Here is a 26,107-nt window from a genome sequence, read left to right as displayed (position 1 = left end):
TTGTATAGGGTTTAGTGATTTCCTGCACAAACGCATCGCGGGGCAAGCCCGCTCCCACGCCATGATGTGTGCTGGCGTGGGAGCGGGCTTGCCCCGCGATGAGGGTGTTGCGATGAATCAGTGGGTGCGCGCGACCGCGAACTCGCTCAACTCGACCAGGGCATCCCGGTACTCGCTGGCCGGCAGCACTTCCAGGCAGGCGATGGCGCGGGCGACGTAGTCGCGGGCCATCTGCGCGGTGTAGTCCAGGGCACCGGACGCCTCGACGGCGATGCGGATCTGCTCCAGGTCTTCCAGGCCGCCTTTCTGGATCGCCTGGCGCACCAGCGCGGCCTGCTCTTGGGTGCCTTCGCGCATGGTGTAGATCAGCGGCAGGGTCGGCTTGCCTTCGGCCAGGTCGTCACCGACGTTCTTGCCCAGGGTCTCGGAGTCGCCCTTGTAGTCCAGCAGGTCGTCGACCAGCTGGAAAGCCACGCCCAAGTGGTCGCCAAAGGTGCGCAGGGCTTCGCGCTGCTCGTCGCTGGCCTGGGCGAGGGCGGCGGCGCTGTGGGTCGAGGCCTCGAACAGCATGGCGGTCTTGCCGCGGATGACGTCCATGTACACCTCTTCGGTGGTGCTGGCGTCGCGCACCCGCGACAGTTGCAGTACCTCGCCCTCGGCGATCACCCGGGTGGCCTTGGACAGGATCTGCATGACCGGCATCGAGCCCAGCTCGACCATCATCTCGAACGAACGCGAATAGAGGAAGTCGCCCACCAGCACGCTCGGCGCGTTGCCCCACAGGGCGTTGGCGGTGGAGCGGCCACGGCGCATGCCGGACATGTCGACCACGTCGTCGTGCAGCAGGGTGGCGGTGTGCAGGAACTCGATGGTCGCCGCCAGCAGACGCAGGTCGTCGCCTTCGCGGCCCAGGGCCTTGCCGCACAGCAGCACCAGCAGGGGACGCAGGCGCTTGCCGCCGGCGGACGTGATATAGTCACCGATCTTCGATACCAGCGGGACGCGCGAGGTCAGCTGCTTCTTGATGATCTCGTCGACGGCGCTGAAATCGTCAGCTACCGCGCGGTAGAAGGATTGGGGTTGCATCGGCTGCTCCATTGAGGTTGCGCGGCATGCTAGGTCGCAGGTACCGGTGTGTCAAGGCGCGCTGCCCGTGGCCCCGGGCCGGCACTTGCAAGCATTTATAGGGTTGCGTACAATCGCGCACCCTAACTTTCCTGGGCAGCACCTGCCTTACGCAATTGCACCGGGCCGTTCCAGCCCTGTGCAGCCATGCCAGCCAATACTCATCATATAAAGCGCTGGGTGAGCAGGATTATCGGAGAAATACCATGTCTTACGCAGTAATCGTTACCGGCGGCAAGCAGTACAAAGTCGCTGAAGGTGAATTCCTCAAGATCGAAAAACTGGAAGTCGCCACTGGCGAATCCGTGACCTTCGATCGCGTTCTGCTGGTCGCCAACGGTGAAGAAGTCACCATCGGCGCTCCAGTTGTTGCTGGCGCTAAAGTAGTGGCCGAAGTCGTTTCGCAAGGCCGCCACGACAAGGTTCGCATCATCAAGTTCCGTCGTCGTAAGCACCACATGAAGCGCATGGGCCACCGCCAGTGGTTCACCGAAATCAAAATCACCGGTATCCAGGCTTAATCGCCCCGATCCCCTGAATTTATTGGAGAATTGAACCATGGCTCACAAGAAGGCTGGTGGTAGTACTCGTAACGGTCGCGACTCAGAATCTAAACGCCTTGGCGTGAAGATGTATGGCGGCCAGGTGATCAAGCCGGGCAACATCATCGTCCGTCAGCGCGGCACCGAATTCCACGCTGGCTACGGCGTTGGCATGGGCAAGGATCACACCCTGTTCGCCAAGATCGAAGGCGTGATCAAGTTCGAGAAGAAAGGCGAGTTCATGCGCCGTTACGTGAGCATCGTCGCCGCTTAATCGCGACGTCGCTCCAGAAGCCCCGTCATGCGACGGGGCTTTTTCGTTTGTGGTGAGCCTCTTGCAAAGCTGTTTGAATGGGCTGCCGGCGTTGGTTTCTGGTTCGTACGGGGCCGCCGCGCTCATCTTCGCAAGAGCCTCATGGTTTTCTGGTTTTCGACTCGTCATCCGACGAGAGGCGGTTTTGAATGAAGTTTGTAGACGAAGTATCGATCCGGGTTAAGGCCGGTGACGGCGGCAACGGTTGCATGAGCTTCCGCCGCGAGAAATTCATCGAGAACGGCGGTCCCAACGGCGGTGACGGTGGCGATGGCGGCTCGGTGTACATGGTGGCCGACGAGAACCTCAATACCCTCGTCGACTACCGCTACACCCGTCACCACGAAGCCCAGCGCGGCTCCAACGGCGGCAGCACAGACTGCACCGGCAAGAAGGGTGACGACCTGTTCCTGCGGGTGCCGGTGGGCACCACCGTGATCGACGCAGCCACCCAGGAAGTCATCGGTGACCTGGTTACCCCGGGCCAGAAGCTGATGGTCGCCCAGGGCGGCTGGCACGGCCTGGGCAACACCCGCTTCAAGTCCAGCACCAACCGTGCGCCGCGCCAGACCACCCCGGGCAAGCCCGGCGATCAGCGCGACCTGAAGATGGAAATGAAGGTCCTGGCCGACGTCGGCCTGCTGGGCCTGCCGAACGCCGGCAAGAGCACCTTCATCCGTTCGGTCTCGGCCGCCAAGCCGAAAGTCGCCGACTACCCGTTCACCACCCTGGTGCCGAACCTGGGCGTGGTCAGCGTCGACCGCTGGAAGAGTTTCGTCATCGCCGACATCCCCGGCCTGATCGAAGGCGCCTCCGAAGGCGCCGGCCTGGGTATCCGCTTCCTCAAGCACCTGGCGCGTACCCGCGTGCTGCTGCACCTGGTCGACCTGGCGCCGCTGGACGGCAGCAACCCGGCCGATGCCGCCGAGATCATCATCAACGAGCTGGCGCAGTTCAGCCCGGCACTGGTTGACCGTGAGCGCTGGCTGGTGCTGAACAAGGCCGACATGATCATGGACGACGAGCGTGACGAGCGCGTCAAGGAAGTGGTCGAGCGTCTGAACTGGGAGGGGCCGGTCTATGTGATCTCGGCTATCGCCAAGCAGGGCACCGAGAAGCTCAGCCACGACCTGATGCGCTACCTCGAGGACCGCGCCGACCGCCTGGCCAACGACCCGGCCTACGCCGAGGAACTGGCCGAGCTCGACCAGCGCATTGAGGACGAGGCCCGCGCCCAGCTGCAGGCCCTGGACGATGCCCGCACCCTGCGCCGCACCGGTGTCAAGAGCGTGCACGACATCGGCGACGATGACGACTGGGATGATTTCGAGGACGACGAAGACGGCCCGGAAATCATTTACGTGCGCGACTGATCGGTTGCAGTACACTAAACGCCGCTCTCTGGAGCGGCGTTTTTGTATCCACGGTATCTACAGATTCGACATAGGTTGGAAGAGAAGATGCGAAGCAAGGTGACTGGCGCCAGGCGCTGGGTCGTGAAGATCGGTAGCGCGCTGCTGACCGCCGATGGCAAGGGCCTCGACCGCGGCGCCATGGCGGTATGGGTCGAGCAGATGGTGGCCCTGCGCGAAGCGGGCGTGGAACTGGTGCTGGTCTCCTCCGGAGCCGTGGCCGCCGGCATGAGCCAGCTGGGCTGGACCTCGCGACCGAGCGCGATGAACGAGCTGCAGGCCGCCGCCTCGATCGGCCAGATGCGCCTGGTGCAGGCCTGGGAGTCGAGCTTCGGCGAGCACGGCAAGCACACCGCGCAGATCTTGCTGACCCACGACGACCTTTCCGACCGCAAGCGTTACCTCAACGCCCGCAGCACCCTGCGCACCCTGGTCGACTTGGGCGTGGTGCCGGTGATCAACGAGAACGACACCGTGGTCACCGACGAGATCCGCTTCGGCGACAACGACACCCTGGCCGCGCTGGTGGCCAACCTGGTGGAAGCCGACCTGCTGGTGATCCTCACCGACCGCGACGGCATGTTCGACGCCGACCCGCGCAACAACCCCGAAGCCCAGCTGATCTACGAAGCCCGTGCCGACGACCCCTCGCTGGATGCCGTGGCCGGCGGCACCGGCGGCGCCCTGGGCCGCGGCGGCATGCAGACCAAGCTGCGCGCCGCGCGCCTGGCCGCCCGTTCCGGTGCCCATACCATCATCATCGGTGGCCGTATCGAGCGCGTGCTGGATCGCCTCAAGGCCGGCGAGCGCCTGGGCACCCTGCTGTCGCCCGAGCGCGGCATGCTCGCCGCGCGCAAGCAGTGGCTGGCCGGCCACCTGCAGACCCGTGGCACACTGGTGCTCGACGACGGCGCCGTGAAGGCCTTGCGCGAATCGAACAAGAGCCTGCTGCCGGTGGGCGTGAAGACCGTGCAGGGCAGCTTCCGTCGCGGCGAGATGGTGGTCTGCGTCGGTCCCGACGGCCTGGAAGTGGCCCGTGGCCTGGCCAACTACAGCGCCCTGGAGGCGCAGAAGATCATCGGCCAGCCGTCCGACGCCATCGAGAGCCTGCTGGGCTACAGCGCCGAGCCTGAGCTGGTGCACCGCGACAACCTGGTCCTGGTCTGAAGGAGATCACCGTGCTGAAAAGGATGTTTGCCGTGGCGGCGATGCTGCTGCCGATGCTGGCCGGGGCCGAGGAGATCGGCCAGGTGTCCACCGTGTTCAAGTTCGTCGGGCCCAACGACCGTATCGTGGTCGAGGCGTTCGATGATCCGAAGGTCGACGGCGTGACCTGCTACCTGTCGCGGGCCAAGACTGGCGGTATCAAGGGGGGCTTGGGGTTGGCCGAGGACCGTGCCGAGGCGTCGATCGCCTGCCGTCAGGTCGGGCCGATCCACTTCAAGGGTGACTTGAAGGATGGCGAGGAAGTGTTCAAGGAGCGCACCTCGCTGGTGTTCAAGACCATGCAGGTGGTGCGTTTTCTCGACAAGAAGCGCAATACGCTGGTGTACCTGGTGTATAGCGATCGCCTGATCGAAGGCAGCCCGCAAAATGCGGTGACGGCGATTCCGATCGTGCCTTGGGCACAGCAATAACCCGATAGATAGCAGGGAGGCCTTCGGCCTCCTTTCGCGACACAAGGGCCGCAACGCGGCCCCAGTGCACAGATGTCAGGCCAGTTCCTCGGCCTCATCCTCACGCACGATCGCCTTCACCTCATCGCGACGGCTGATGTACTTCCAGTCCGCTTCGTCGATGTAGATGCCATTCGGCCCGCTGCCGCCTTCCAGGTCGATCGCCACCCGTGCCGACACCTGCGGCTTCACGCTCGCCAGGATCGGCACGAAGCCCAGCTGCTGGCTGGTCTCCAGCAATGCTGCCTGGTTGCGTTCGTCGATGTCCGCCGCCTCGTCGAGGTAGTACGGCAGGCGAATGCGCCCGGCCAGGTCGCGGTCCATCAGGTGCAGCAACAGGTACATGTTGGTCAGCGCCTTGATGGTCATGGTGGTGCCGTTGGACGCGGCGCCGTCGATGTCGGCGTGGATCACCGGCTGGCTGTTGATCTTGGTGATCTCGAAGGCCAGTTCGAACAGGTCCTTCAGACCCAGCTGGTTGTGGTTGGCCGCCACCAGCCGCGCCAGGTACTCCTTGGCCTCTTCGTTCTTGTGATCCTGTTCGGCGCTTTGCGTCAGGTCGAACACCGACAGCGTTTCGCCTTCTTCGTACTGGCCGGCGCTGTGGATGATCTGGTCGATGTGCCGGAGCGCTTCCTTGTTCGGTGCCAGCACCACGCGGAAGCTCTCCAGGTTGGACACCTGGCGCTTGTTGATCTCGCGGTTGAACAGCGCCAGCTGGTGCTCGAGGCTGTCGTAGTCGCTGCGGATGTTGCGCAGGGTCCGGGCGATGTCGGTGACCGCGGCGCGGCGGGCCTTGGCCAGGGTCAGCGCTTCCTCGGTGCGGTGCGAGTAGGCGTTGATCAACAGCTGCAGGCGGCGCTCCATGTCGTCCTCGCTGTCGAACTTGGCCACGCCTTTGAGGCGCACCTGGGCGTACAGCGCCTCGATCTGGTTGTCCACGCGCTGCAGCGCCTGCCAGCTGTCCTGGTAGTCGTTGAGCAGCGGCAGCAGGTTGTCCATGGAGTCGTCGATGGCTTCCATGAACGGCGTGCCGAACGGCAGGTCGGCCGGCAGCAGTTGGCGGCGGCGCAGGGCGTCTTCGAGGGTGCGCTGCTTGGCTTCGAGGTCGGCGATCTGCCGACCCACCAGCTGCAGCTTGGCCGACAGCTGCTGGACGCGCTCGGTGAAGGCGTCGCTGGAGCGCTTGAGCTCATCCTGGGCGGCTTCCAGCTGGCCCAGTTGCTCCATCTTCTCCGGCTCTTCGGCGGCCAGGGTCTCGGTACGGCGGAAGTCTTCCAGGGCCTTCTGCGCATCCAGCACCTGCTGGTACAGGGCCTCGGTCTGCGCCTTGCTGGCGGCGCGGTCGAGGGCCACGGCCTGCTGGGTCTTGAGCTGCTTGAGCTCTTTTTCCAGGCGCTCCTTCTGGTCGCGCAGGGCGGCGCGGTCGGCCAGGGCCTGCAGCGCGGGTGGGTCGATGTGCGAGATGTCGATGGACAGGCCCGGCACTTCGAAGCGTTCGCCCTTGAAGCGGTCGAGCACGCCTTCGAGGGTCTTCACCCACACATCGCTGTCGTCCAGCTCGATGCCACGGTCGCCCAGCGGCAGGCTGAACAGCGCGCCGTTGAACAGGCGCATCAGGCGGTCGACGTCCTGCTGCGAGAACTCTTCGCGCAGGCGGGCATAGCTGTTGTTGTCGGCGTGGTCGAGTTGCTGCTTGACCGCCTTGACGCGTTTTTCCAGGTCGCGCACGCGCTCGTCGAGGTCTTCGGCGGAGAACTGACGCGACTGGGCCAGAGCACCGGCCAGTTCGTCGTGGGCGTCCTTGGCGGCCAGCAGCTGCTGTTCCAGCACCTTGACGTCGGTGACCAGGGCGAAGCGGTGCTTGAGCACCGACAGCTCACCCAGCCAGCGCTGGATACCGGTGATCTCCCGTTCCAGGCGCATCAGTTCCTGGGTGCCGCCGCGCTGGTCGTTCTGCAGGCGGTCCTGTTCGCCACGGTAGTGCTCGGCCTGGATGGTCAGCTCTTCCTTGCGCGTCATGGCGTATTCCTGCCAGGTGCCCAGCAGGTTGTCGAGCAAGGGCGAGATGCGGTGCAGCTTGCCGCGCAGGATGTCGCGCTGGGCCACGCCGCCGGCCAGGGCCTCGACCAGGGGGCCTGCGGCCACCAGGGCGTTGTAGTCGCCCTCCATGCGGCGCACGTCGCGGAAGGCCTCTTCGCAGGCGGCGATGTAGTCGACGCTGCCCGAGCGCAAGCTGTGCTCGAAGGCATCGAGGAACAGCTGCTTGAGCTTGGCGGCGGTGATCTCGCGCATGTGCAGCAGGTTGATGAACAGTGCGCGGAAGGTCTTAAGGCTCTGCTCGCTGGTCGAGCGCAGCGGGATCAGGGTCAGGTCCAGCGGCACCGAGGTGTGGCCGCCGACCAGCAGCCGGCGCAGTTCATCCGGCTTGAGCTCGTAGGCTTTCAGGCCATGGCGCTCGAGGTTGGTGAACAGCTCTTTCTGGCGCAGGCAGGTGTCGTCTTTCTGGTAGTGGGCCAGGTCCAGCTCGCCCTGGTAGGCGAAGAACTGGTGGCCGAAGCCGCCGCCCGGGCCGCGGCCAACCACGCCGATCACATGCGGGCCGTGGGGCAGGTTCAGCTCGGTGAGGATGTAGCTGGTGTCGCTGGCGAAGTAGAAGCGGCGCGACTGTTCCAGGCTGTACTTGCCGAAGCTCATGTCGGACATGCGCGCCAGGATCGGGAACTGCAGGGCGTTGATCGACGCCGATTTACCCAGGTTGTTGGCGCCATAGACCGACAGCGGGTGTTCCAGGGGGAACAGGCCGAGACTGTAGCCGGCGGTGTTGAGCAGTGCGAAGCGGCGGATGCCGTAGCGTTCCTGGCTCATGCGTCAATCTCCTGTTGCTCTTCGCGGATCGCCCGGGCCAGGGCGTCCTCTTCGCTTTCCTCGCCATCGAACGGGGTGAGGTCGAGCGGGTCGTCGGTGCGGTTGAGTTCCTCGGGGGTTTCTTCCACCACCAGCACGGGCACCGGCAGCGGCAGGTCGCTGTGCAGGGTGGCGGCCAGGTCGCGGTCCTGCTGGACCGACAGGCACACGTCGAGGAAACGGTGCATCGGCGGCATGAAGCGGTAGATGCCGCCCTCTTCGAAGGCGAAGCCCAATTGGGTCATGCGGCGCATGATCTTTTCTTCGAGCTCGTCGACGGTCTGCACTTCGGCCTGCAGGAACAGGTCGCGGTATTTGTCGAGCAGCGACGGCAGTTCGTCGCGGCCGATGCTGCCACCGTCGAGCACGGCCATCGGGTCGCGGCCCTGGTCGGCCAGGTGCTCGACCAGGATGAAGGTGAACAGCGACAGGCGCTGGGCGGTCTTGTTGACCTGCGCGGCGGCCTGCTCGGGGACGAAGTAGTAGAAGCCGCGGGTGTCGCAGACCAGCTCGAAGCCCAGGGCCTTGAACAGGGTGCGGTACTGGTCCTGGAAGTTCGACAGCTGGGCGTACAGCTCCGGATCGCGGCGGCTGATATGAAAGCCCTTGAACAGCTCGCGGAAGATCGGCGCGAGCTGGGAGAGTTCGGAAAGATCAAGATGCATGGACGGGGCTCGCGGTGGATTCGGTCGGGGTCGCCGGCTTGTTGTCGCGGTTGGAGGTCAGGGCGAAGGAGCGCAGGCTGACCAAGTGTTCGCGGGTAAGGTATTGCTGGCGATCGAGGCGCTCGCGGCTGAAGCGCTTCTCGCGCGACAGGCGCGAGAACCAGTACAGCAACTCGTCGGTGGCGCCCTCGGGCTCCTGCTCCAGCAGCCAGACCATCAGGTCCGGCAGCGGCAGGGCGTCCTCGCAGCGTTCGAGCATCTCTTTGACCGTGCGCGGGGCACGGGGCAGCGGGCCCTTTTGCGTCTTGTGCGCCTTGGGGAAGCGCGCAGGCTTGGGCTCGAAGCGGGCCAGGGCGTAGACGTACGCCTCGACCTGGCTGGCGCTGCCGAGGAAGGTGCTCTGCGGACGGGTGAACAGCGGCATGGCGGCCTGCGGCACGGCGTCGATACCCTTCTTGCGGATCACCGACAAGGCCAGGGCAGCGCCACGGGTCACGGCATTGTGCCGGCGCGCTTCTTCACGCAGCGGCAGCAGCAGTTCGCGGGCGTGACGCAGGGTCAGCTGGGCGCTGGTCTGCATTTCGAGAATGCGCGCATGGGTGCGCAGCAGCATGTCGTCGTCGACCAGGTGGCCGAGGCGCGCCTGCTCGCCCAAAAGGCGCAGCAGCACGGTCTCGACCTTGCGCACGCCCTGCTCGAAGGCGCCGTCGGCATTGACCAGCTGGATCATCGGCTCGACGTACTCGTCCCAGGTCGCCAGTACTTCGGCGTAGCGCTGGCGCAGGGGGATCTGCCGGTTGCTGGTCTTGGCCCGCTCGGCCACGGCCACCAGCGCCTGCTCGTCGTTGTCGAGCTTCTTCAGCACGTCGCGCACGCGCATGTCGAGCAGGCGCAACTGGCGCGCCAGGTCGTCGCTGTCGCGGTTGTCGAAGGCGTCCTGGATATGCCCGGCCAGGCGTTCCAGGTGGCGCAGGTAGGCCTCGATCTCCAGGCACAGGCCCAGCCGGTGTTCGCGGCGCAGGTAGGCGAGGAAGTCGTGGATCTGCGCGTTGAGCTCGAATCGGTTCGGGCTCTTGGCCACCGGGACCAGGATGTCCAGGCGGATCCACACGTCGAGCAGCTGGGTGATGTCCTGCGGGGTGCTTTCCACCTGCTGGCGGGCCAGCTGCTGGCGCAGCTCGACCAGGCTCAGGGTGCCCTGGTCGAAGCGCTCGCACAGCGGCTCGATCAGGGCCCAGTGTTCGGCTAGGGCGCGCAGGACGCGCTTGGGTTCGATCATTGGCGGGTCGACTCGTTGCCAAATAAAAGGGGCGATTGTACTGCATCCAAGGGGGAGGATTTCACCCCTTGGTCTGTTATGGGGATAACCCTGATGCTCAAAGGGGGATTCACCCCGTCGGAGCGGGCTTGGCCCGCGCTGGCTGACAATCTGTTGCGGCGCATCCTGGGCAACGGCGTTAGAATGCCCGCCTGATTTCGTCCACCGGATACCCGCGCCTTGCTGATCGAGTCCCGCCGCCGCGCCTACCTGTCCGCCATGCAAGTGGTGCACTGGCTGCCGCGCGCCGAACTGCCGTTCGCCGCCCCGTCGCGGCCGGAGCTGCTGTTGCCGGTGGCGCCGGTTGAGGACGTCGACTTCGAGGTGCGTCCAGCCGCCCCCACGCCTGCGCCGAGCGCCACCCCGGCTGCTCCCCAGGCGCGCGCCGAGCGGCCGAAGATCGAAATCCCGCGCCCGGGCAGCGTGCCGAAACCGGCCGCCAAGCCGGTCGAGGCCGAGCAGGAGGCCCCCGCGCCACGCCCGGCGCCGGTACCGCCACCACGCTTTGCCCTGCAATTGCTGCGCGCCGGCAGTTGCCTGCTGCTGGTGGAGCTGGCCACCGGCCAGCCGTTCCAGAGCCGCGATCCGTCGTACCTGCTGCTCAAGGACATGCTGCGCGCCGCCGGCCTGCCGGATGCGCCCCAGATCATCGGCGAGCCGGTGCGCTGGCCGTTGCTGATGCGCGGCAACATGGACCAGGGCCCGGACGCCGCTCGCGACTTCGTCCAGGGTTTCATCGCCGCGCGCCTGGAAGAGGCACCGTGCACCTGCCTGTGGCTGCTCGGTCTGCCGGCCATCCGCTTCGCCGGCCAGGCCGATGCCCAAGCCTACTACCAAGAACTCGAGGTCGACCTGCTCGGCAGCGCCTGGGCCTTGCCCGGCCTTGAACTGTTGATGGACGAACCGCAACGCAAGGCGGACGTCTGGAAAGCCATGCGCCAGCTGATGGCGCGCTGGAAGAGCGTTGAATGAGTGACTCGATCAGTTTCCGCCCGGCAACCGAGGCGGATCTGGATGCCCTGCTTAAGATCGAATATGCCGCCTTCAGCCACCCCTGGACCCGCGGCATCTTCCAGGATGCGCTGAAGTCCTACGAAGTGTGGCTGATGTTCGTTGGCCAGCAGCAGGTCGGCCATGGCGTGATCAACGTGATCATCGATGAGGCGCACCTGCTCAACATCACCGTCAAGCCGGAAAACCAGGGCTGCGGGCTGGGCTTGCGCCTGCTCGAGCACCTGATGGCGCGGGCCTACCAGCTCAATGGCCGCGAGTGTTTCCTCGAAGTGCGCGCCAGCAACCAGTCGGCCTATCGCCTGTATGAGCGCTATGGGTTCAACGAGATTGGCCGGCGCCGTGACTACTACCCGGTGGCGGGTGGGCGGGAAGACGCGCTGGTGATGGCCTGTACGTTGCTCGAAGACTGAGCGCTATGCCCTGTAGGGGATAAACCAGCCCTTCAGGATGCGCTGTCGCGCAGGGAACTATCCCCTGTGGGAGCAGCCTTGTGCCGTGAAAGGGCCGCTCCTGCAGGGATCGCGTGAGCAGTCGGCTCAGATCTGCGGGGGTTCCACTTCGATCGGCTTGCGCAGATCTCGCAAGCTGCGCGTCACCGTCCCGGTATTGCACTTGGCCGCCGCCTGTTCCGGCGTCATGTCGCGGATGGTGCGGTAGAACAGCTCGCAGGTCTGCTTCTTCTGGGTCACCTGCCACTTGCTGGTGCAGGCCTGCAGGGTGAGCTGGGCGTCGGCCTGCGGGTTGCGCCCCATGCCGGCCTGCCAGCAGGCGGCGGAGAGGTCCTGGCCCATCATCTTCAAGCCGGCGGCGTCGGCCTTGTCCTGATCGCCGTCGTAGCTTTTCGGATCGGCCGCGTACCAGATCGCGCTCGGATGGTTGGCGCCGAGCACCGGTACCTTGGCGCTGTCCGGCTCCGGTGCGATGCTGACCAGCCCCAGCACGTTGACCTTTGGCCCGTACTGCTGCTGGATCCACGCACGCACCGGCGCGCCGAAGGCGACCATCGGCAAGGCGGCCTTGCCGTCGTGGGTGAGGGCCACTTCCTTGACCATCCGCACCTGGTAGTCGTTGAAGTAGCTGTAGACCCCTTCCAGATCCTTGCCCGCGCTGGCCGGCGCGGCGATCGGGGCGATGTCGACGATGGTCTGGTAGGCCGGGGTCTGGGTGGCCTCGACGCCGTTGAAGGTCAGCAGCTGCGCCCAGCGGTCGGTGGTGTTGGACTTCAGGTAGTCCTGGTAGCGGGTCAGCGAGTAGTCCGGCGGGAAGTGCAGCAACTCGACGCTGCGGCGGTTTTCCAGGGCCATGCCCAGGGGCAGGAACAGGTACCAGCTGTAGTCCCAGCCGCCTTTCTGGTTGAGGCGGGTGGCGCCCTGGTAGGCCAGTTCGCCGCTGTCGAGCAGCTTGCGCAAGGGGGCGGTGTAGCTGGCCGGCACGCCGGTGATGCTGGCGTGCAGCTTGTCGTTGTCGCGGTTCACCGTGACCTTGGCGTTGGCGTAGCCATCGCGTTGCACGCTCTGGGTGAGGTAGTGCTCGACCGTCTGTTCGAGTGTCCAGTCGCGGTAGCAGATCACGTTGCAGTTGTTGGGGTAGGCGAACAAGCGGGTGACCCGTTGGGCATCGCCCAGGTCGATCTGCGCGTCGGCCATGGCCAGGCCGCTGAAGGTGAGGGCGGCCAGGCCCGATACAGCAATCTTGTGCATGCTTAACTCCTTGTCAGTGGCCGCCGGGATGGCGGGCGCGCCCATGGTGGATGAAGAGGTGGGGCAATGAAAAGCGCCAGGACATGGCTATTGGCTAGCGCGCTGATCGGGCTGGGTGCGGTCCAGGCCGATGAGCGCGATGTGTGGATGTTCGCCCAATGGGCCGGGGATCACGAGAACCGCAAGTTTCGTGAAATGCTGGTGGAGGCCCGGCTATATGGCGTGGTGCCGATCCATCAGTTGCTGCGCTCGGCCTCGGACTGGCGCCTGTGCAAGGCCTCGCCCTTCGCGGTGCCACCGGCGAGCCACTGGCCGGCGGTGCGCTCGACGCTGGCCTTGATCCAGACCCTGGACCGCCAGGGCATCCTGCGTCAGTTCGAAGTGGTGTCGGCCTACCGCGATCCCCGGCTCAATGCCTGTGCCGGCGGCGCGCCGAGCAGTGCGCACATGCGCGCCTTCGCCGTCGACCTGCTGCTACCGCGCGGGGTCGACCCGAGCCCGCTGTGCCGCTTCTGGCAGCAGCACGGCCAGGCCTGGAACATGGGCCTTGGCCGTTACCCATCGGGGCGCATCCATATCGATACGGCCGGCTATCGCACCTGGGGCGGTGACGGTGGGGCCGGCTCGTCGTTCTGCAGCAAGCCCAGGTGAGCCAGGCAGGCCCGGCACTCGTCGCCGACCCACTGCGCGAAGCGCTGGCGCTTGCTGCCGTCATCCAGTGGCTGCGGGCTGAGCAGGTGGTAGCCGGAGCCGTCGCGCAGGAAGCCGTACGGCGCCTGTAACTGGCCATTGTCCAGTTCGTCGCGGACCATCAGCGCCGAGGCGATGGCCAGCCCCATGCCCGCGCTGGCGGCCTGGATCGACAGGTAGAAGTGCTCGAAGTCGCTGCGCGCCGGGTGCCGGATAGCCTGGCCGCTCAGGCGCAGCCAAGTGGCCCAGGCATCGGGGCGGGTGGCGCTGTGCAGCAGGCGTTGGCCCTTGGGATCCGGCGTGGCGACCGGGCCGATCCATTCATCGCAGATCTTCAGGCTGTGCAGTTGGCGGTCCCAGTGGAAGTCATCGCGGCGCAGGGCCAGGTCGATGCCGCTGCGGGCGAAGTCCACCGGGCCGCCGGCGGCCACCAAATGCAGTTGCAGGTCCGGGTGCCGGGTATGGAAGCGCGGCAGGCGAGGGATCAGCCAGCGCATGGCGATGGTCGGCTCGCAGGACACCACCAGTACGTTATCGTGGGCTTGCTGGTGCAGGCGCTGCACGGCGCCTTCCAACTGCTCGAAGATCGCCTGGGTGGTGGCCTGCAGGTCGCGCCCGGCGCGGGTGAGGAAGATCGCCCGGTTGCGCCGTTCGAACAGCTCCACGCCGAGGTTTTCCTCGAGCAGGCGCACCTGGCGGCTGACGGCGCCGTGGGTCACATGCAGGTGCTCGGCGGCGCGTACGAAGCTTTCGGTTCGGGCAGCGATGTCGAAGTAGCGAAAGGCGGTGAGGGGAGGCAGTTTCATGTGCTGGCCTGTTCCGGCGCTATCGCGGGCACCGTTGGATGTGATGATGATATGTCAGGAAAACTAGCAGATTAGCCTCACTATAAATCGATTTTTACTCGTTCAAAGCAACAGGATAATCCCATCTTCCGTGAATTTTCATCGAGGATACCTGTTCGTGAACGAACTCATCGCCGTCGCCCTCTTCACCCTCCTGGCCGTCATCAGCCCCGGCGCCGACTTCGCCATGGTCACCCGCAGCAGTTATGCACAGGGCCGCAAGGCCGGCCTCGCCGCGGCGGTAGGCATTGCCCTGGGCGTGCAGGTGCATGTGCTGTACACCGTGTTCGGCATCGCCGTGATCATCAGCCAGAGCCCGGCACTGTTCCTGGCCATGAAGGTGGTGGGGGCGGGCTACCTGGTGTATCTGGGCTACAAGTCGCTGACCAACACCACGCGCATAAGCCTCGAAGGTCTGGCGCACAGCGAGGCCAGTGTGGCCAGTGCATTACGCACGGGCTTTCTGACCAATGCGCTGAACCCCAAGACCATGCTCTTCGTGGTCAGTGCCTACACCCAGGTGGTGCAGCCCGGCAGCCCACTGGCACTGGACTTCGCCTATGGCGCGTTCATGTCGTTCGCCCATTGGGTGTGGTTCAGCCTGGTGGCGGTGTTTTTCTCCAATCACCTGTTGCGTCGGGCGATGATCGAGCGACAGGTGGTGGTCGATCGGGTCATCGGCGTGGCGTTGATCGGGCTGGGGCTGGCCGTGGTGGTGGCGGGTGTGAAGTAGATTTTTCGCAGGCAAAGAAAAAGGGCTTATCTTTCGATAAGCCCTTTTAAAAGGTGGTGGCTACACAGGGACTTGAACCCCGGACCCCAGCATTATGAATGCTATGCTCTAACCAACTGAGCTATGTAGCCAACTTGGCGCGCATTATTAGCTCGAATCGCGATCCTGTCAACAACGTTTTCAAAAAAAATTTCCAACCTTTCAAAAACTTAGCCGGGCAGGGCGCTTCAGCGCACGACCAGCCAGTGGCCGAGCAGGTTGTGCAGGCGCAGTTGCTGATCGGCAGCCAGGCGCTCGAGGCTCTGCGCCGGGTGGTCGAGGTCGAAATCGCCGCTGACCCGCTGGTAGGTGGCCTGCTCGTTCAGCATCAAGACACGCTGGCCTCGGTAATCGGCCAGGCGTTCGAGCACTTCGCTCAACGGCAGGTTCCTGGCCTTCAACTGGCCGTTGCGCCAGGCATCGGCCAATTTGGCGTCGATCTTCTCGACCGGATTGATGCGGCGTGCGCTGAACGTCACCCGCTCGCCGGCATTGACCAGGCGCTGGTCGCCACCCTGCAACACCGCAGCCTTGCCGGCGAACACCACCAGCTCGTCGTAGTCGGCATGGCGGGCGATCTGCAGGCGGGTGCCGAACACCTGGATCCGGGTGTCATCGACCTGCACCTCCAGGGCACGGCCATCGAGCATCACCTCCAGGTAGACCTGCCCCTGCACCAGGTGCAGCTGGCGGGTGCGGCCACGCAGGTCGACATTCATCGCGCTGGCGCTGTCCAGGTGCAGGGTCGAGCCATCGGCCAGGCGCACGCTGCGGCGCTCGCCGCTGTCGGTGTGCAGTTCGCTGCCCAGGCGCTGCATCACGGGCCAGTAGAGCCAGGCCAATGCGCCCACCAGCAGCAGAAACAGCAGCGCCAGGCACAACCCGGCCCGGCTGCGGCGGACTTTGGCGATGCGTGGGCGCGGGCGCGCCGCCGGCACCTGCAATTGCTGCCAGTAGGCTTCGAGCTGGGCATAAGCCCTTGCGTTGAGCGGGTCCTGGCACCAACTGGCGAATGCCTGGCGCAGGGGCTCGTCGCAGCCGGGCTGGCGCAGGCGCGAGAACCAGTCCAGGGCTTCCCGCTCGGGGTCGGGCGTTGGCTGCAAGGCGGGCATCGGGCTCATGGGATCGGTCTGCTCGCAGGGGGAGGGCGGTTTCGCCCCGCATTTACAGGGAAGAGGAGAAAGGATGCTAAATATATTGAGAATTATTTACAAGTACGTGTCGGATGGAAGGCTCGCCGAAATAAAAAGGTAGCTTCGTATCTATTTGTTTCACGATAATCGGATCCCAATCCGCGGACGGACATCCAGCCCATGGCCATCAGCAGTACCACGACCTCCAGCGCCGGCAACCCGGCCAACCAGGCCTCGCCGCTGGTGATGCGCATCATCGGTTTCTGCGCCCTGGCGCACCTGATCAACGACCTGATCCAGTCGGTGCTGCCGGCGATCTACCCGATGCTCAAGGCCAACTACGACCTGAGCTTCGCCCAGATCGGCCTGATCACCCTGACCTTCCAGATCACTGCCTCGTTATTGCAGCCGTGGGTGGGCTTTTTCACCGACAAGCGGCCTACACCGAACCTGTTGCCGCTAGGCACCCTGTGCACCCTGGTGGGTATCGTGATGCTGGCCTTCGTCGGCAGCTTCCCGATGATCCTGCTGGCCTCGGCGCTGGTCGGCATCGGTTCGTCGACCTTTCACCCCGAGACCTCGCGCATCGCCCGGCTGGCCTCCGGCGGGCGCTTCGGCCTGGCCCAGTCGAGCTTCCAGGTCGGCGGCAATGCCGGCTCCGCCCTCGGCCCGCTGCTCGCGGCGGCGATCGTGATTCCCTTCGGCCAGACCCATGTCGCCTGGTTCGGCCTGGCCGGGCTGTTCTTCTTCGCCGTGACCCTGATGCTGCGCCGCTGGTACAAGGAGCACCTCAACCAGGCCAAGGCGCGCAAGGCGGTGCCGGCCACCCACGGCATCTCGCGCCAGCGGGTGATCCTGGCGCTGGTGGTGCTGGGCCTGCTGGTGTTCTCCAAGTACTTCTATATGTCCAGCTTCACCAGCTACTTCACCTTCTACCTGATCGAGAAGTTCCAGCTGTCGGTAGCCAGTTCGCAGTTGCACCTGTTCCTGTTCCTCGGCGCGGTGGCGGCGGGCACCTTCTTCGGCGGACCGATCGGTGATCGCATCGGGCGCAAGGCGGTGATCTGGTTCTCGATCCTCGGGGTGGCGCCGTTCACCCTGGCGCTGCCGTATGCCGACCTGTTCTGGACCACCGTGCTCAGCGTGGTGATCGGTTTCGTCCTGGCGTCGGCGTTCTCGGCCATCGTGGTGTATGCCCAGGAACTGGTGCCGGGCAATGTCGGGATGATCGCCGGGATCTTCTTCGGGCTGATGTTCGGCTTCGGCGGCATCGGCGCGGCGCTGTTGGGGTATGTGGCTGATCTACGTGGGATCGAGTATGTGTATGGGGTTTGCTCGTTCCTGCCGTTGTTTGGGCTGCTGGCGGTGTTTTTGCCATCTACTGGCAAGCGCTGAAGCAGTATTCCCCCACTGTGTACAGTGGGGGCACGTTTCAGGAGCGATTGAGGTGGTAGTATTTTGAACGATGAACACTGCAGTGCCGTCAGTTTTCTGTACGTACCCCTCCGTTCACGCCTTGTGTTGACCACGAAATGTTGCGGTTATTGCCTGACCGAGCCTGTCGCAAAAGGGCGTGCATACGTGCTGCCGAGTGTGATGCTAAATGGGGGGGAGCGGTCGGTATCTGTGCGGACGGACGCAACCTCGGAATAACACGCTGAGTCACTCTCCTGAACCCGGAGCGAAATACTTCTATAAATCGCTCTCTTCGAGAAGGGCTTCGGACCATCCTCTGCGTCGCTAAAGTTGAATTATTGCTTTCCTCTATGTTTGCGGGAGCAACGGCCAGTTCTTGTTGACGATGATTGATAGAGGAACGATTTTGAGCCAAAGGTCGATTTGCTGGTAATTGCTCGGGAGGATTTATCTGCAGGTGGGCAGGTTGCAGAGCTACCGGCCCTATTTGTAACGGTTGCTCAAGCTCAGGAATATAACGAATAGTTTCGGGTGTGATTTGAAACTTCATTATTGGGGCCCCAGCCTCTCCAGTTGGATCCTGCTGGTTTACTGGATCCCCATTGCAATATGCGTAGCCATTGAGCCCACCTTTGCCAAACGGCGAATGTTGGTCGGCACCCATGAATACCATTAGTGCCGGATTATAGGCGCGATATCCATTACCGAGTAGATACCAACGTGAGCAATCTCGAGGCTGAGCGTTGAACCCAAGTACTGATGTCAAGGGTTTTTTGAGTTGGTCGTATCCGAACGGGGTGTAGATGAAATTTAGTGCTCCTTGTTCGGAGTGTTGCCGAAGGATTGATCCGAGCCTGTCAGTGACTAGCAGCTTAGTCGCAGAACGTGCTTTGAGTATCTGTGTCACAGGCTTTTCCTCGGAGGAATTGCATGCACATAACTATGCTTTCAGGGCGGGACAGGAGCAACTGGTAGAAATGCCAGTTCCGCCATAGCGTCTTTGTGATGGTCGGACTTAAGTCGACCGGTGTGTAAACGATCTAATTGACGACCTCGTCTCCCCTGGCCTAGAGTGCCGCCTCCTCAATCTCTGCGTAGTCGATGCAATGCGCCGTACCCGTAGTCTCCGCCCACACCGCCAGCCTGTCGCCCCGACAGCGCGCCGCGCGTGGCCAAGCGACACGGTGCTCAAGCGTCGGCGCAGCGTGCTGTTCGCCTTCACTTTCTCGCCACACCTTGCCCTGAACTGATCCGCGCCCCTGCATCCCGCGCCTTTGCGGCGTGATCGCGGGCGCCTGCGTTCGAACATCTTTCAGCGGATTTTCCAGTCGGCCAGGGCCAGAGCCCCTGCGCGCCGGCTTGCAAGGAGTGGTACATGAACATGCGTTTGCTGGCGGGCCTGTTGTTCGCCGTGTCGGTGGTCGGTTTCAGCCTCGGGGCGAGCCTGCCGCTGGTGTCGTTGCGCCTGCACGAAGCGGGGGCGGGGACGCTGGAGATCGGCATCATTTCGGCGATCCCGGCGGCGGGCATGATGCTTTCGGCGTTCATGGTCGACGCCTGCTGCCGGCACCTGACCCGCCGGGTCATCTACCTGCTCAGCTTCAGCCTGTGCACCCTGAGCATCGCCCTGCTGGAATGGGCCTTCGACTCGATGCTGTGGCTGGCGCTGCTGCGCCTGGGGCTCGGCATCGGCATGGGCATCGCGATCATCCTCGGCGAGTCGTGGGTCAACGAACTGTGCCCGGAGCATAACCGCGGCAAGATCATGGCCCTGTACGCCACCAGCTTCACCGGCTTCCAGGTGCTCGGCCCGGCGTTGCTGGCGCTGCTCGGCGCCGACAGTCCGTGGCTGACCGGCGTGGTCACGGTCTGTTACGGCCTGGCGCTGCTGTGCATCCTGTTCACCGTGCCCAATGACCATGTCGAGCATGGCGACGAAGGCGAGAAGAGCTTCGGCCTGGCCGGCTTCTTCCGCGTCGCCCCGGCGCTGTGCGTGGCGGTGCTGTTCTTCTCGTTCTTCGATGCCGTGGTGCTGTCGCTGCTGCCGGTGTATGCCAGCAGTCACGGCTTTGCCGTGGGCGTGGCGGCGCTGATGGTGACCGTGGTGTTCGCCGGCGACATGATCTTCCAGCTGCCGCTGGGCTGGCTTGCCGACCGGGTCGAGCGCACCGGGCTGCACCTGGTGTGCGGGCTGGTGGCGATGAGCATCGGCATCGCCTTGCCCTGGCTGCTGCAGATGACCTGGCTGCTGTGGCCGTTGCTGGTGGTGCTCGGGGCGGTGGCGGGCGGCATCTACACACTGGCGCTGGTGCTGATCGGGCAGCGCTTCAGGGGGCAGGACCTGGTGACGGCCAACGCCAGTGTTGGCCTGCTGTGGGGTGTCGGCAGCCTGGTCGGGCCGCTGGTCAGCGGCGCGGCGATGGATGTGGCGCCCCATGGCCTGCCCATGGCGCTGGCGCTGATGGCGGGACTCTTCGTGTGCTTCGCCCGCCAGGCCTATCGCCGGGCGGGCAAGCTTCAGGCGGTGGCGGACTGACCCCCAGCCATCGCGGGGCAGGTCAGAACGTTCCGCGCAAGGTCACCGACACGTTGCGCGGGTCGCCCCAGTAGTAGCCGGTCGGCGTCGGCGCCACCTGGCGGTAGTACTGCTTGTCGAACAGGTTGTTGGCGTTCAGCTGCAGCGAGTAGTTGTCGTTGAAGCGGTAGTTCACCATCGCGTTGTACACCGCATACCCCGACTGCGAGGCTTCGGCGCTGCCGCTGCGGTTGTAGATGTCGCTCTGCGCCTGCACGCCGCCGCCCACGGTCCAGGCCTGCAGCTCGCCCGGCAGGCGATAGCTGGTGAACAGGCGCAGCATGCGCTTGGGGTCGGTGGTGCGGATCGGGTTGCCGTTGTTGCCGGTGGTGTCCTTGAGGTATTCGGTGGTGTTGTAGGTGTAGCCACCGGTCACGTTCCAGCCCGGCAGCACTTCGCCAGAGATCTCCAGTTCGAAGCCCTGGCTGCGGTTCTTGCCCGCGGCGACCTTGCAATAGCCGCTGGTGTAGTTGGGCAGGCACGGGTTCGGCCCGCTGAGGTCGTCCAGCGCGTTGCCCACCTGGTAGATGCGGAAGAACGCCAGCGAGGTGTTCAGCCGGCCCTCGTAGAACTCGCCCTTGATCCCCGTCTCGTAGGCTTCGCCGGTGACCGGTTCGAGCACGGAGCCGGCGGCATCGGTGTTGGTCTGCGGGTTGAAGATCTCGGTGTAGCTGGCGTAGGTGCTGAAGTTCTCGTTGAGGTCGTAGATCAGCGCGGCGTACGGCACGATCTCGTTGTCGACGCTGAACTTGCCGCTGGCCTTGGTGTTGTTCTCCTGCTCGTAGTCGTACCCGTTGGCGCGTGCGCCGATGATCGCGGTCAGCGGGTCGGCCAGGGAGATGCGCCAGGTGGCGTAGGCGCCTTCCTGGGTGGTGCGGGTGCGCACCGGGTGGGCGGTGATGTTGATGTGCGGGTTGGACAGGCTGGTTTTCGGGTCCCAGGTGCGGATGTCGAACACGCCCGATTGCACGTTGTTGGTGGCCGAGGCGTAGGAGTCGTTGCGGATGCGCTCGACACCCAGCATCAGCTCGTGGGTGCGGCCGAGCAAATCGAACGGGCCATTGAGGGTGGCGCTGAGGTTGTTCTGCAGGCTCTCGCCGCCATCGCCTTCGGTCACCTGGTAGCTCATCAGGTAAGGGTTGCGGGTCGGGTTGGCGGTGCCGGTGGCACGGCTGAAGTAGGTCTGCTTGAAGCCGTTGTCGTCCAACTCGAAGTGGGTGCGCTGGGCCATCAGCTTGAGCGTCCAGTCGTTGTCGAAACGGTGTTCGAGCTCGGCGAAAGTCTGCAGGTTGCTGCGGTTCCAGCGGTTCCAGTCGGCGCCCAGGTAGGTGCTGCGGCCGAACGGCAGCGGCGAGCCGTCGTAGTCGGCCGGCAGGTTGCCCCAGGCACCGGTGGCGTCGAGCTGGGTCCATTCCAGGCCGGTGGTGAGGGTGGTGCTGTCGTCGAGGTCGAAGGCCATCACCCCGTACAGCACGTCCTTGCGCTCCTGACGCGATTGCTGGAAGTGGTCCTTCTCGTCGTGTACCGCGATCACCCGGCCACGCACGTTGCCTGTCTCGGTCAACGGCCCGGAGAGGTCGGCGACGTAGCGCTGGGCGTCCCAGGTGCCGAGGGTGACGCTGCCTTCGCCCTGGAACTCATAGGTGGGCCGCTTGCGCACCAGGTTGACGGTGCCCGAGGGGTTGCCGGCGCCGCGCAGCATGCCGGTGGCGCCGCGCAGGACCTCGGCGCGGTCGAGGATCGCCGAGTCGCTCTGGATGAACGAGCCGCCGCCGCTGCTCTGTACCACGGTGGCGCCGTCGTACTGGATGGCATCGATCTGGTAGCCGCGCGAGAAGTACTGCACCCGCTCGCTGTCGGTGAGGTTGACCACCACGCCGGGGGTCTGTTCGAGCAGGTTGGTGAGGTTGGTGATGTTCTGGTCGTCGATCCGCTGGCGGGTGACCACGGTCACCGACTGCGGGGTGTGGCGGATGCTTTGCGGGGTCTTGCCGATGGTCACCGCACCGGTGGTGTAGGAGCCGCTGTGCTCGGTGGTCTCGCCCAGGCGGTTGCTGGAGATGCTGGTGGCGCCCAGTTGCAGGGCGTCGCCGACGTCCAGGGCAGGGAGCAGCAGGAAGCTCTTGTCGCTTTCCTGCTGGACCTGCACATCGCTGCCCCGCAGCAGGATCTGCAGGGCCTGGGCGCTGTCATGCCGGCCTTGGACGCCCTGGGTGGTCTTGCCCCGCAGGCTGCCGGCGTCGAACGACAGGTTCAGCCCGCCCTGGCGCGCCAGCTGGTCCAGCGCGGCGGCCAGCGGGCCGGCCGCGATGTTCCAGTCGCGCGGCTGGCTCTGGCTGGTGGGCGCGGCAAGGGCGAGGGTCGGCGGCAGGCCGGCGCAGGCCACGCCCAGGCCCAGGGCGGCGGCGCGGATGGCATGGCGCAGGGGGGCGTTGCGGGGGGAACACGGGCGGATCATGAAGCGCTCCTGAAGGTTGGCAGACCACTGTTCGGGCTTGTTTCCTTCAGGCCGGACGAGAATGAGATTCCACCTCATTTATTTTTTGATGTTTTCAGGCGGCGCCGATGCTCACCCAGAAGCGCGTGCGGTAGTCGACGCGCACCGGCAGGCTGCGGGCGACCAGCAGCAGGATCTGGTCGGTGTCGGCCAGCTGGAAGGTGCCGGAAACCTTGAGCCCGGCAACTTCCGGCGCGCAACGCAGCAGGCCGGGGCGGTAGCGCGACAGTTCGTCGGTGAACTCGCCCAGGGGCATCTGCTGCACGCTGAGTACGCCATCGGTCCAGCCCCAGGGGTCACCGTGCAGGGTGGCGGGCTGGAAGTCGCCCTGGGCGAACACCTGCAGCACTTCGCCGGGCTTGACCCGATGCGCGGCGGCAGAAGCGGGGAACAGCGTCACCTCGCCGCGGCGCACGGCCAGCAGCAGGCCCTGGGCATTCTCCCGCAGCAGCAGTTGACCGCCCTGGGTGCTCAGGGCGCCGACGCGGGTGTCGATGGTGAACGGGCGGTTGTCGTTGGTGTTGCCGTCCAGGCTGACCTCGCCGCGCAACAGGGTCAGTTGGCGCTGCTCGTCGCTGTAGCGCAGGTCGATGGCGCTGGCGGTGTTCAGGCGGATAAGGCTGCCGTCGCTGCCCAGCAGCTCACGACGCTCGCCGGTGGCGGTGCGGCTGTCGGCCATCAGCGCCGGCAGGCTCAGGGGCTCGCGCGCGGCCCAGCCGACACTGGCGCCGAGCGCGAGCAGCGACAGTAGCTTGAGGTGGTCGCGCCGGCTCATGCGGCGGCGTTCGCTGCCGGCCAGGGTCTGGCGGCTCAGCTCGGCGGGCAGGCTGGCCAGTTCGTCGCCGAGGCTACTGACCCGCTGCCAGGCCTGGGCATGCTGCGGGTGGCCAGCCAGCCAGCGCTGGAACTGCTGTTCGGTGTGTGGGCCGGGGCTGTCGTAGCGCAGTTTCACCAGCCATTCGATGGCTTGGTCGACCTGGGCCTGGCTCGGGTTCTGGTCAGGCATCGGCGTAGCGGATCCGGTAGCAGACACCCAAGGCCTTGGCCAGGTCGCGCTCGACGGTGGCCCGGGAAACGTCCAGGCGCTGCGCGACCTGGGTGAGGGTAAGGCCGTCAAGCTGTGCCAGCAGGAACGCCTGGCGCACCCGTGGCTTAAGGCGTTGCAGGGCGCGGTCGAGGCGTTCGAGGGTGTCGAGGATCAGCAGGCGCTGTTCCTCGCTGGGGGCTTCTTGCTCGGGCAGGTTGGCCAGGCTCTCGAGGTAGGCTTTTTCCAGGGCGCGGCGACGGAACTGGTCGATCATCAGGCCGCGGGCGATGCTGCTCAGGTAGGCCCGTGGCTCCTTGAGCGGTGAAACCTGGCGCGCCTTGAGCAGGCGCACGAAGGTGTCCTGGGCCAGGTCCGCGGCGTGCTCCCGGCAGCCGACCCGGGCGCCGAGCCAGCCGCGTAGCCAGCGGTGGTGTGCCTGATAGAGCAGATCGACCTCGGCCGGTTTCAGCGTGTCTTCGATCTGCATCGTCTGGAGAGCCTGCCTGGATAATGTGATTGTTAATAGTTCTCAATTCTATGCGGGGCAATGCGGGCGGATCAATGGTAGGCCTCTGACTCGATGAGCAAGATTGAGCGTTTCACCGATGAACGGTTGGGCTAGGCTAGGGGATCGTGACTTGTGCGAACGCCTTTGATGATCCTTGCAGACCTATCCCCGCAGGCCTTTGACGATGCCGCTGCCTGGCTGGCCGGGCAGGACCCGGACTGGGCGCGGCATATTGCCGCCGTGGGGCCTTGCCTGCACCGTGCCACGCCCGGGCGCGAGCCGTACGAGGCGCTGGTGCGGGCCATCGCCTATCAGCAATTGCATGCACGGGCGGCCGAGGCGATCCTCGGGCGGTTGCTGGCGCTGTTCCCGGATGGGGCGTTTCCCGCGCCCGAACAGCTGCTGGCGGTGACGCCTGAGGCGATGCGCGCCTGTGGGTTCTCCGCGAGCAAGATTGCCACGGTTCATGGGATCGCCCAGGCGCGATTGGAGGGTGTGGTGCCCAGCCGGGAAGAGGCGCTGAGCCTGCCGGACGCCGCGCTGGTCGAGCGTCTGGTGGCGCTGCGTGGGGTCGGGCGCTGGACGGTGGAGATGCTGCTGATCTACAGCCTGGAGCGATCGGATATCCTGCCGGTGGATGATTTTGGCGTGCGCGAGGGGTATCGGCGCATGAAAGGCTTGGACAAGGCGCCGACGCCTGCGCAGATGCGGGCATTGGGCGGGGCGTGGAGCCCTCATCGCACCGTGGCGGCCTGGTACCTGTGGCGGGCTTGAAGTGTCGTGGGCCCCGTGAAAACACCGCAAGAATCGGAGTTCCACGCATCAATTACCCTGCCAGGCTGACGTTATCGATTCCCAGGAGAGGCCCCTGATGAAGCCCGCCCCGACCACCTACACCACCGACGCCGAACGCTGGCACGCCGTGCAGGCTCGCGACACGGCCGCCACAGGCCACTTTGTCTACGCCGTGCGCACCACCGGCGTGTATTGCCAGCCCGCCTGCAAGTCGCGCTTGGCCAAGCGCGAGAACGTCGAATTTTTCAGCGCCGCTGCCCAGGCCGAGGCCGCCGGTTATCGCCCGTGCAAGCGCTGCAAGGGCGGGCAGGGCAGCCGCCGTACCGAGCTGGTGGCCCGCGCCTGTCGCCTGATCGAGGCCAGCCAGACCGCCCCCAACCTCGACCAGCTCGGCAGCAAGCTCAACGTCAGCCCGTTCCACCTGCACCGCCTGTTCAAGGCCGAGACCGGCCTGACCCCCAAGGCCTACGCCTCGGCCTTCCGCGCCCAGCGCCTGCGCGAGCGCTTGGACGCCGCCGGCAGTGTCACCGAAGCCATCTTCGACGCCGGCTACAACTCCAACAGCCGCTTCTACGAAAGCGCCGGCGAGCGCCTGGGCATGCGGCCGAGGGAATACCGAGCTGGCGGGCAGGGTGCGACCATCCGTTTCGCCCTGGCCCAATGCTCACTTGGGGCGATCCTGGTGGCCCAGAGCGAACGGGGCATCTGCGCGATCCTGCTCGGTGACGAGCCCGAACCCTTGCTCAAGGACCTGCAGGACAAATTTCCCAAGGCCCAGCTGATCGGCGGCGATGACGCTTTCGAGCGGCTGGTGGCCGAGGTGATCGGCTTCGTCGAGGCGCCGGCCCTGGGTCTGGCGCTGCCTCTGGATGTGCAGGGCACGGCGTTCCAGGAGCGGGTCTGGCAGGCGCTGCGCGAGGTGCCGGCGGGGACCACGGTCAGCTACACCGACATCGCCGAGCGCATCGGCGCGCCCAAGGCCGTGCGGGCCGTCGCCCAGGCCTGCGCGGCCAACGCGATCGCCGTGGCCATTCCCTGCCACCGGGTGGTACGCCGCGACGGCGACCTCAGCGGCTACCGTTGGGGCATCGAACGCAAGCGCCAGCTGCTGGACCGAGAGACGGCACTCTCCTGAGCCTCCAGACCGCGTAGAATCCACGCCCTGTCGAGTTGTGTA

The 26,107-nt window shown here is 65.3% G+C and carries 24 protein-coding genes and 1 tRNA gene; 13 read left to right on the top strand and 12 right to left on the bottom strand.

Features of this window, described 5'->3' with window-relative positions; genetic code table 11:
* Positions 1-117: 117 nt before the first annotated feature.
* Positions 118-1,086: a polyprenyl synthetase family protein gene (locus AC25ND_RS11830; RefSeq protein ID WP_069017846.1), complete on the bottom strand. Its 969-nt coding sequence runs from the start codon at positions 1,084-1,086 to the stop codon at positions 118-120.
* Positions 1,087-1,331: 245 nt separating this feature from the next.
* On the opposite strand from AC25ND_RS11830, the gene rplU reads away from it, so the two are divergent.
* The 5 genes from rplU (at position 1,332) to AC25ND_RS11805 (ending at position 5,029) form a co-directional block, all read left to right on the top strand.
* Entirely contained in the window at positions 1,332-1,646 is a 315-nt protein-coding gene (gene rplU / locus AC25ND_RS11825) for a 50S ribosomal protein L21 (protein ID WP_003247466.1), read from the top strand.
* 37 nt (positions 1,647-1,683) lie between these two features.
* The gene (gene rpmA / locus AC25ND_RS11820; protein WP_003247464.1) at positions 1,684-1,941 is read left to right on the top strand and encodes a 50S ribosomal protein L27; all 258 of its coding nucleotides are present in this window, start codon (positions 1,684-1,686) and stop codon (positions 1,939-1,941) included.
* A 188-nt stretch (positions 1,942-2,129) separates the two neighbouring features.
* The gene (cgtA, locus tag AC25ND_RS11815; protein ID WP_486976316.1) at positions 2,130-3,353 is read left to right on the top strand and encodes an Obg family GTPase CgtA; all 1,224 of its coding nucleotides are present in this window, start codon (positions 2,130-2,132) and stop codon (positions 3,351-3,353) included.
* 87 nt (positions 3,354-3,440) lie between these two features.
* Positions 3,441-4,559: a glutamate 5-kinase gene (gene proB, locus AC25ND_RS11810; RefSeq protein ID WP_028691175.1), complete on the top strand. Its 1,119-nt coding sequence runs from the start codon at positions 3,441-3,443 to the stop codon at positions 4,557-4,559.
* A gap of 23 nt (positions 4,560-4,582) precedes the next feature.
* Complete coding sequence (locus AC25ND_RS11805) at positions 4,583-5,029, top strand: CreA family protein (RefSeq protein WP_162175267.1); 447 nt, start codon at positions 4,583-4,585, stop codon at positions 5,027-5,029.
* 75 nt (positions 5,030-5,104) lie between these two features.
* Here AC25ND_RS11805 and mksF read toward each other — a convergent pair whose 3' ends face one another.
* From mksF to mksB, 3 genes are read right to left on the bottom strand one after another with little or no spacing between them, the layout of a single operon-like run.
* Complete coding sequence (gene mksF / locus AC25ND_RS11800) at positions 5,105-7,936, bottom strand: Mks condensin complex protein MksF (RefSeq protein WP_486976315.1); 2,832 nt, start codon at positions 7,934-7,936, stop codon at positions 5,105-5,107.
* On the bottom strand, positions 7,933-8,640 hold the full coding sequence (mksE, locus tag AC25ND_RS11795; RefSeq protein ID WP_011532174.1) for an Mks condensin complex protein MksE: 708 nt from the start codon (positions 8,638-8,640) through the stop codon (positions 7,933-7,935). Before mksE ends, mksF begins: the two co-directional genes overlap by 4 nt.
* Positions 8,630-9,919 carry an Mks condensin complex protein MksB gene (gene mksB, locus AC25ND_RS11790; RefSeq protein WP_028691172.1) on the bottom strand — a complete coding sequence of 430 codons (1,290 nt, stop codon included), beginning with the start codon at positions 9,917-9,919 and terminating at the stop codon, positions 8,630-8,632. Before mksB ends, mksE begins: the two co-directional genes overlap by 11 nt.
* Before the next feature lie 219 nt (positions 9,920-10,138).
* Here mksB and AC25ND_RS11785 point away from each other — a divergent pair, with 219 nt between their 5' ends.
* Positions 10,139-10,930 (top strand): energy transducer TonB, encoded by a 792-nt coding sequence (locus AC25ND_RS11785; RefSeq protein ID WP_069017847.1) that lies wholly within the window; start codon positions 10,139-10,141, stop codon positions 10,928-10,930.
* Positions 10,927-11,382 carry a ribosomal protein S18-alanine N-acetyltransferase gene (gene rimI, locus AC25ND_RS11780; protein WP_028691170.1) on the top strand — a complete coding sequence of 152 codons (456 nt, stop codon included), beginning with the start codon at positions 10,927-10,929 and terminating at the stop codon, positions 11,380-11,382. The genes AC25ND_RS11785 and rimI overlap by 4 nt, the downstream gene beginning before the upstream one ends.
* A gap of 126 nt (positions 11,383-11,508) precedes the next feature.
* Here the strand turns inward: rimI and AC25ND_RS11775 are convergent, their stop codons facing one another.
* Entirely contained in the window at positions 11,509-12,672 is a 1,164-nt protein-coding gene (locus AC25ND_RS11775) for a hypothetical protein (protein ID WP_062364701.1), read from the bottom strand.
* 66 nt (positions 12,673-12,738) lie between these two features.
* Here AC25ND_RS11775 and AC25ND_RS11770 point away from each other — a divergent pair, with 66 nt between their 5' ends.
* The gene (locus AC25ND_RS11770; protein WP_028691168.1) at positions 12,739-13,323 is read left to right on the top strand and encodes a YcbK family protein; all 585 of its coding nucleotides are present in this window, start codon (positions 12,739-12,741) and stop codon (positions 13,321-13,323) included.
* Here AC25ND_RS11770 and AC25ND_RS11765 read toward each other — a convergent pair.
* Complete coding sequence (locus AC25ND_RS11765) at positions 13,263-14,168, bottom strand: LysR substrate-binding domain-containing protein (protein WP_186596461.1); 906 nt, start codon at positions 14,166-14,168, stop codon at positions 13,263-13,265. The genes AC25ND_RS11770 and AC25ND_RS11765 overlap by 61 nt on opposite strands.
* A gap of 157 nt (positions 14,169-14,325) precedes the next feature.
* Between AC25ND_RS11765 and AC25ND_RS11760 the strand changes: the two genes are divergently transcribed.
* A complete protein-coding gene (locus tag AC25ND_RS11760) occupies positions 14,326-14,940 on the top strand; it encodes a LysE family translocator (protein ID WP_182322408.1) in 615 nt (204 codons plus the stop codon).
* Between the two features lie 54 nt (positions 14,941-14,994).
* On the opposite strand, the gene AC25ND_RS11755 is transcribed toward AC25ND_RS11760, so the two are convergent.
* Both AC25ND_RS11755 and AC25ND_RS11750 read right to left on the bottom strand, forming a co-directional pair.
* Positions 14,995-15,071, bottom strand: a tRNA-Met gene (locus AC25ND_RS11755).
* Positions 15,072-15,167: 96 nt separating this feature from the next.
* Positions 15,168-16,091 carry a FecR family protein gene (locus tag AC25ND_RS11750; RefSeq protein WP_182322528.1) on the bottom strand — a complete coding sequence of 308 codons (924 nt, stop codon included), beginning with the start codon at positions 16,089-16,091 and terminating at the stop codon, positions 15,168-15,170.
* Positions 16,092-16,292: 201 nt separating this feature from the next.
* Between AC25ND_RS11750 and AC25ND_RS11745 the strand changes: the two genes are divergently transcribed.
* Entirely contained in the window at positions 16,293-17,507 is a 1,215-nt protein-coding gene (locus tag AC25ND_RS11745; protein WP_182322410.1) for an MFS transporter, read from the top strand.
* An 88-nt stretch (positions 17,508-17,595) separates the two neighbouring features.
* On the opposite strand, the gene AC25ND_RS11740 is transcribed toward AC25ND_RS11745, so the two are convergent.
* A complete protein-coding gene (locus AC25ND_RS11740; protein ID WP_082750517.1) occupies positions 17,596-18,435 on the bottom strand; it encodes an RHS repeat-associated core domain-containing protein in 840 nt (279 codons plus the stop codon).
* Between the two features lie 468 nt (positions 18,436-18,903).
* Between AC25ND_RS11740 and AC25ND_RS11735 the strand changes: the two genes are divergently transcribed.
* Positions 18,904-20,064 carry an MFS transporter gene (locus tag AC25ND_RS11735; protein WP_028691163.1) on the top strand — a complete coding sequence of 387 codons (1,161 nt, stop codon included), beginning with the start codon at positions 18,904-18,906 and terminating at the stop codon, positions 20,062-20,064.
* A gap of 22 nt (positions 20,065-20,086) precedes the next feature.
* Here the strand turns inward: AC25ND_RS11735 and AC25ND_RS11730 are convergent, their stop codons facing one another.
* The 3 genes from AC25ND_RS11730 to AC25ND_RS11720 all read right to left on the bottom strand — a co-directional run bounded on the left by AC25ND_RS11730 (position 20,087) and on the right by AC25ND_RS11720 (position 24,114).
* The gene (locus AC25ND_RS11730; protein ID WP_186596459.1) at positions 20,087-22,561 is read right to left on the bottom strand and encodes a TonB-dependent siderophore receptor; all 2,475 of its coding nucleotides are present in this window, start codon (positions 22,559-22,561) and stop codon (positions 20,087-20,089) included.
* 94 nt (positions 22,562-22,655) lie between these two features.
* Positions 22,656-23,606, bottom strand: a complete 951-nt coding sequence (locus tag AC25ND_RS11725) for a FecR domain-containing protein (RefSeq protein ID WP_186596457.1) — start codon at positions 23,604-23,606, stop codon at positions 22,656-22,658.
* Complete coding sequence (locus AC25ND_RS11720) at positions 23,599-24,114, bottom strand: sigma-70 family RNA polymerase sigma factor (RefSeq protein ID WP_028691160.1); 516 nt, start codon at positions 24,112-24,114, stop codon at positions 23,599-23,601. Before AC25ND_RS11720 ends, AC25ND_RS11725 begins: the two co-directional genes overlap by 8 nt.
* Before the next feature lie 168 nt (positions 24,115-24,282).
* Between AC25ND_RS11720 and AC25ND_RS11715 the strand changes: the two genes are divergently transcribed.
* Positions 24,283-24,909 carry a DNA-3-methyladenine glycosylase family protein gene (locus AC25ND_RS11715; protein WP_028691159.1) on the top strand — a complete coding sequence of 209 codons (627 nt, stop codon included), beginning with the start codon at positions 24,283-24,285 and terminating at the stop codon, positions 24,907-24,909.
* 97 nt (positions 24,910-25,006) lie between these two features.
* Positions 25,007-26,065 carry a bifunctional DNA-binding transcriptional regulator/O6-methylguanine-DNA methyltransferase Ada gene (ada, locus tag AC25ND_RS11710; protein WP_186596455.1) on the top strand — a complete coding sequence of 353 codons (1,059 nt, stop codon included), beginning with the start codon at positions 25,007-25,009 and terminating at the stop codon, positions 26,063-26,065.
* Positions 26,066-26,107 lie beyond the last annotated feature (42 nt).

The sequence above is a fragment of the Pseudomonas sp. P110(2024) genome, assembly GCF_057480795.1.
Note: the sequence above shows the minus strand (reverse complement) of the source record. Positions and strands in the feature narration are given on the sequence as shown.

Excerpts from the sequence above, each read along its gene's own strand:
- AC25ND_RS11715 (WP_028691159.1), top strand. The coding sequence starts at position 24,283 with ATGATCCTTGCAGACCTATCCCCGCAGGCCTTTGACGATGCCGCTGCC.
- AC25ND_RS11745 (WP_182322410.1), top strand. The coding sequence starts at position 16,293 with ATGGCCATCAGCAGTACCACGACCTCCAGCGCCGGCAACCCGGCCAAC.
- AC25ND_RS11730 (WP_186596459.1), bottom strand. The coding sequence starts at position 22,561 with ATGATCCGCCCGTGTTCCCCCCGCAACGCCCCCCTGCGCCATGCCATC.
- AC25ND_RS11770 (WP_028691168.1), top strand. The coding sequence starts at position 12,739 with ATGAAAAGCGCCAGGACATGGCTATTGGCTAGCGCGCTGATCGGGCTG.
- proB (WP_028691175.1), top strand. The coding sequence starts at position 3,441 with ATGCGAAGCAAGGTGACTGGCGCCAGGCGCTGGGTCGTGAAGATCGGT.
- AC25ND_RS11775 (WP_062364701.1), bottom strand. The coding sequence starts at position 12,672 with ATGCACAAGATTGCTGTATCGGGCCTGGCCGCCCTCACCTTCAGCGGC.
- AC25ND_RS11750 (WP_182322528.1), bottom strand. The coding sequence starts at position 16,091 with ATGCCCGCCTTGCAGCCAACGCCCGACCCCGAGCGGGAAGCCCTGGAC.
- rpmA (WP_003247464.1), top strand. The coding sequence starts at position 1,684 with ATGGCTCACAAGAAGGCTGGTGGTAGTACTCGTAACGGTCGCGACTCA.
- AC25ND_RS11765 (WP_186596461.1), bottom strand. The coding sequence starts at position 14,168 with ATGAAACTGCCTCCCCTCACCGCCTTTCGCTACTTCGACATCGCTGCC.
- mksE (WP_011532174.1), bottom strand. The coding sequence starts at position 8,640 with ATGCATCTTGATCTTTCCGAACTCTCCCAGCTCGCGCCGATCTTCCGC.
- AC25ND_RS11830 (WP_069017846.1), bottom strand. The coding sequence starts at position 1,086 with ATGCAACCCCAATCCTTCTACCGCGCGGTAGCTGACGATTTCAGCGCC.
- AC25ND_RS11720 (WP_028691160.1), bottom strand. The coding sequence starts at position 24,114 with ATGCAGATCGAAGACACGCTGAAACCGGCCGAGGTCGATCTGCTCTAT.
- rplU (WP_003247466.1), top strand. The coding sequence starts at position 1,332 with ATGTCTTACGCAGTAATCGTTACCGGCGGCAAGCAGTACAAAGTCGCT.
- rimI (WP_028691170.1), top strand. The coding sequence starts at position 10,927 with ATGAGTGACTCGATCAGTTTCCGCCCGGCAACCGAGGCGGATCTGGAT.
- cgtA (WP_486976316.1), top strand. The coding sequence starts at position 2,130 with ATGAAGTTTGTAGACGAAGTATCGATCCGGGTTAAGGCCGGTGACGGC.
- AC25ND_RS11735 (WP_028691163.1), top strand. The coding sequence starts at position 18,904 with ATGAACATGCGTTTGCTGGCGGGCCTGTTGTTCGCCGTGTCGGTGGTC.
- mksF (WP_486976315.1), bottom strand. The coding sequence starts at position 7,936 with ATGAGCCAGGAACGCTACGGCATCCGCCGCTTCGCACTGCTCAACACC.
- AC25ND_RS11725 (WP_186596457.1), bottom strand. The coding sequence starts at position 23,606 with ATGCCTGACCAGAACCCGAGCCAGGCCCAGGTCGACCAAGCCATCGAA.
- AC25ND_RS11805 (WP_162175267.1), top strand. The coding sequence starts at position 4,583 with ATGTTTGCCGTGGCGGCGATGCTGCTGCCGATGCTGGCCGGGGCCGAG.
- mksB (WP_028691172.1), bottom strand. The coding sequence starts at position 9,919 with ATGATCGAACCCAAGCGCGTCCTGCGCGCCCTAGCCGAACACTGGGCC.
- ada (WP_186596455.1), top strand. The coding sequence starts at position 25,007 with ATGAAGCCCGCCCCGACCACCTACACCACCGACGCCGAACGCTGGCAC.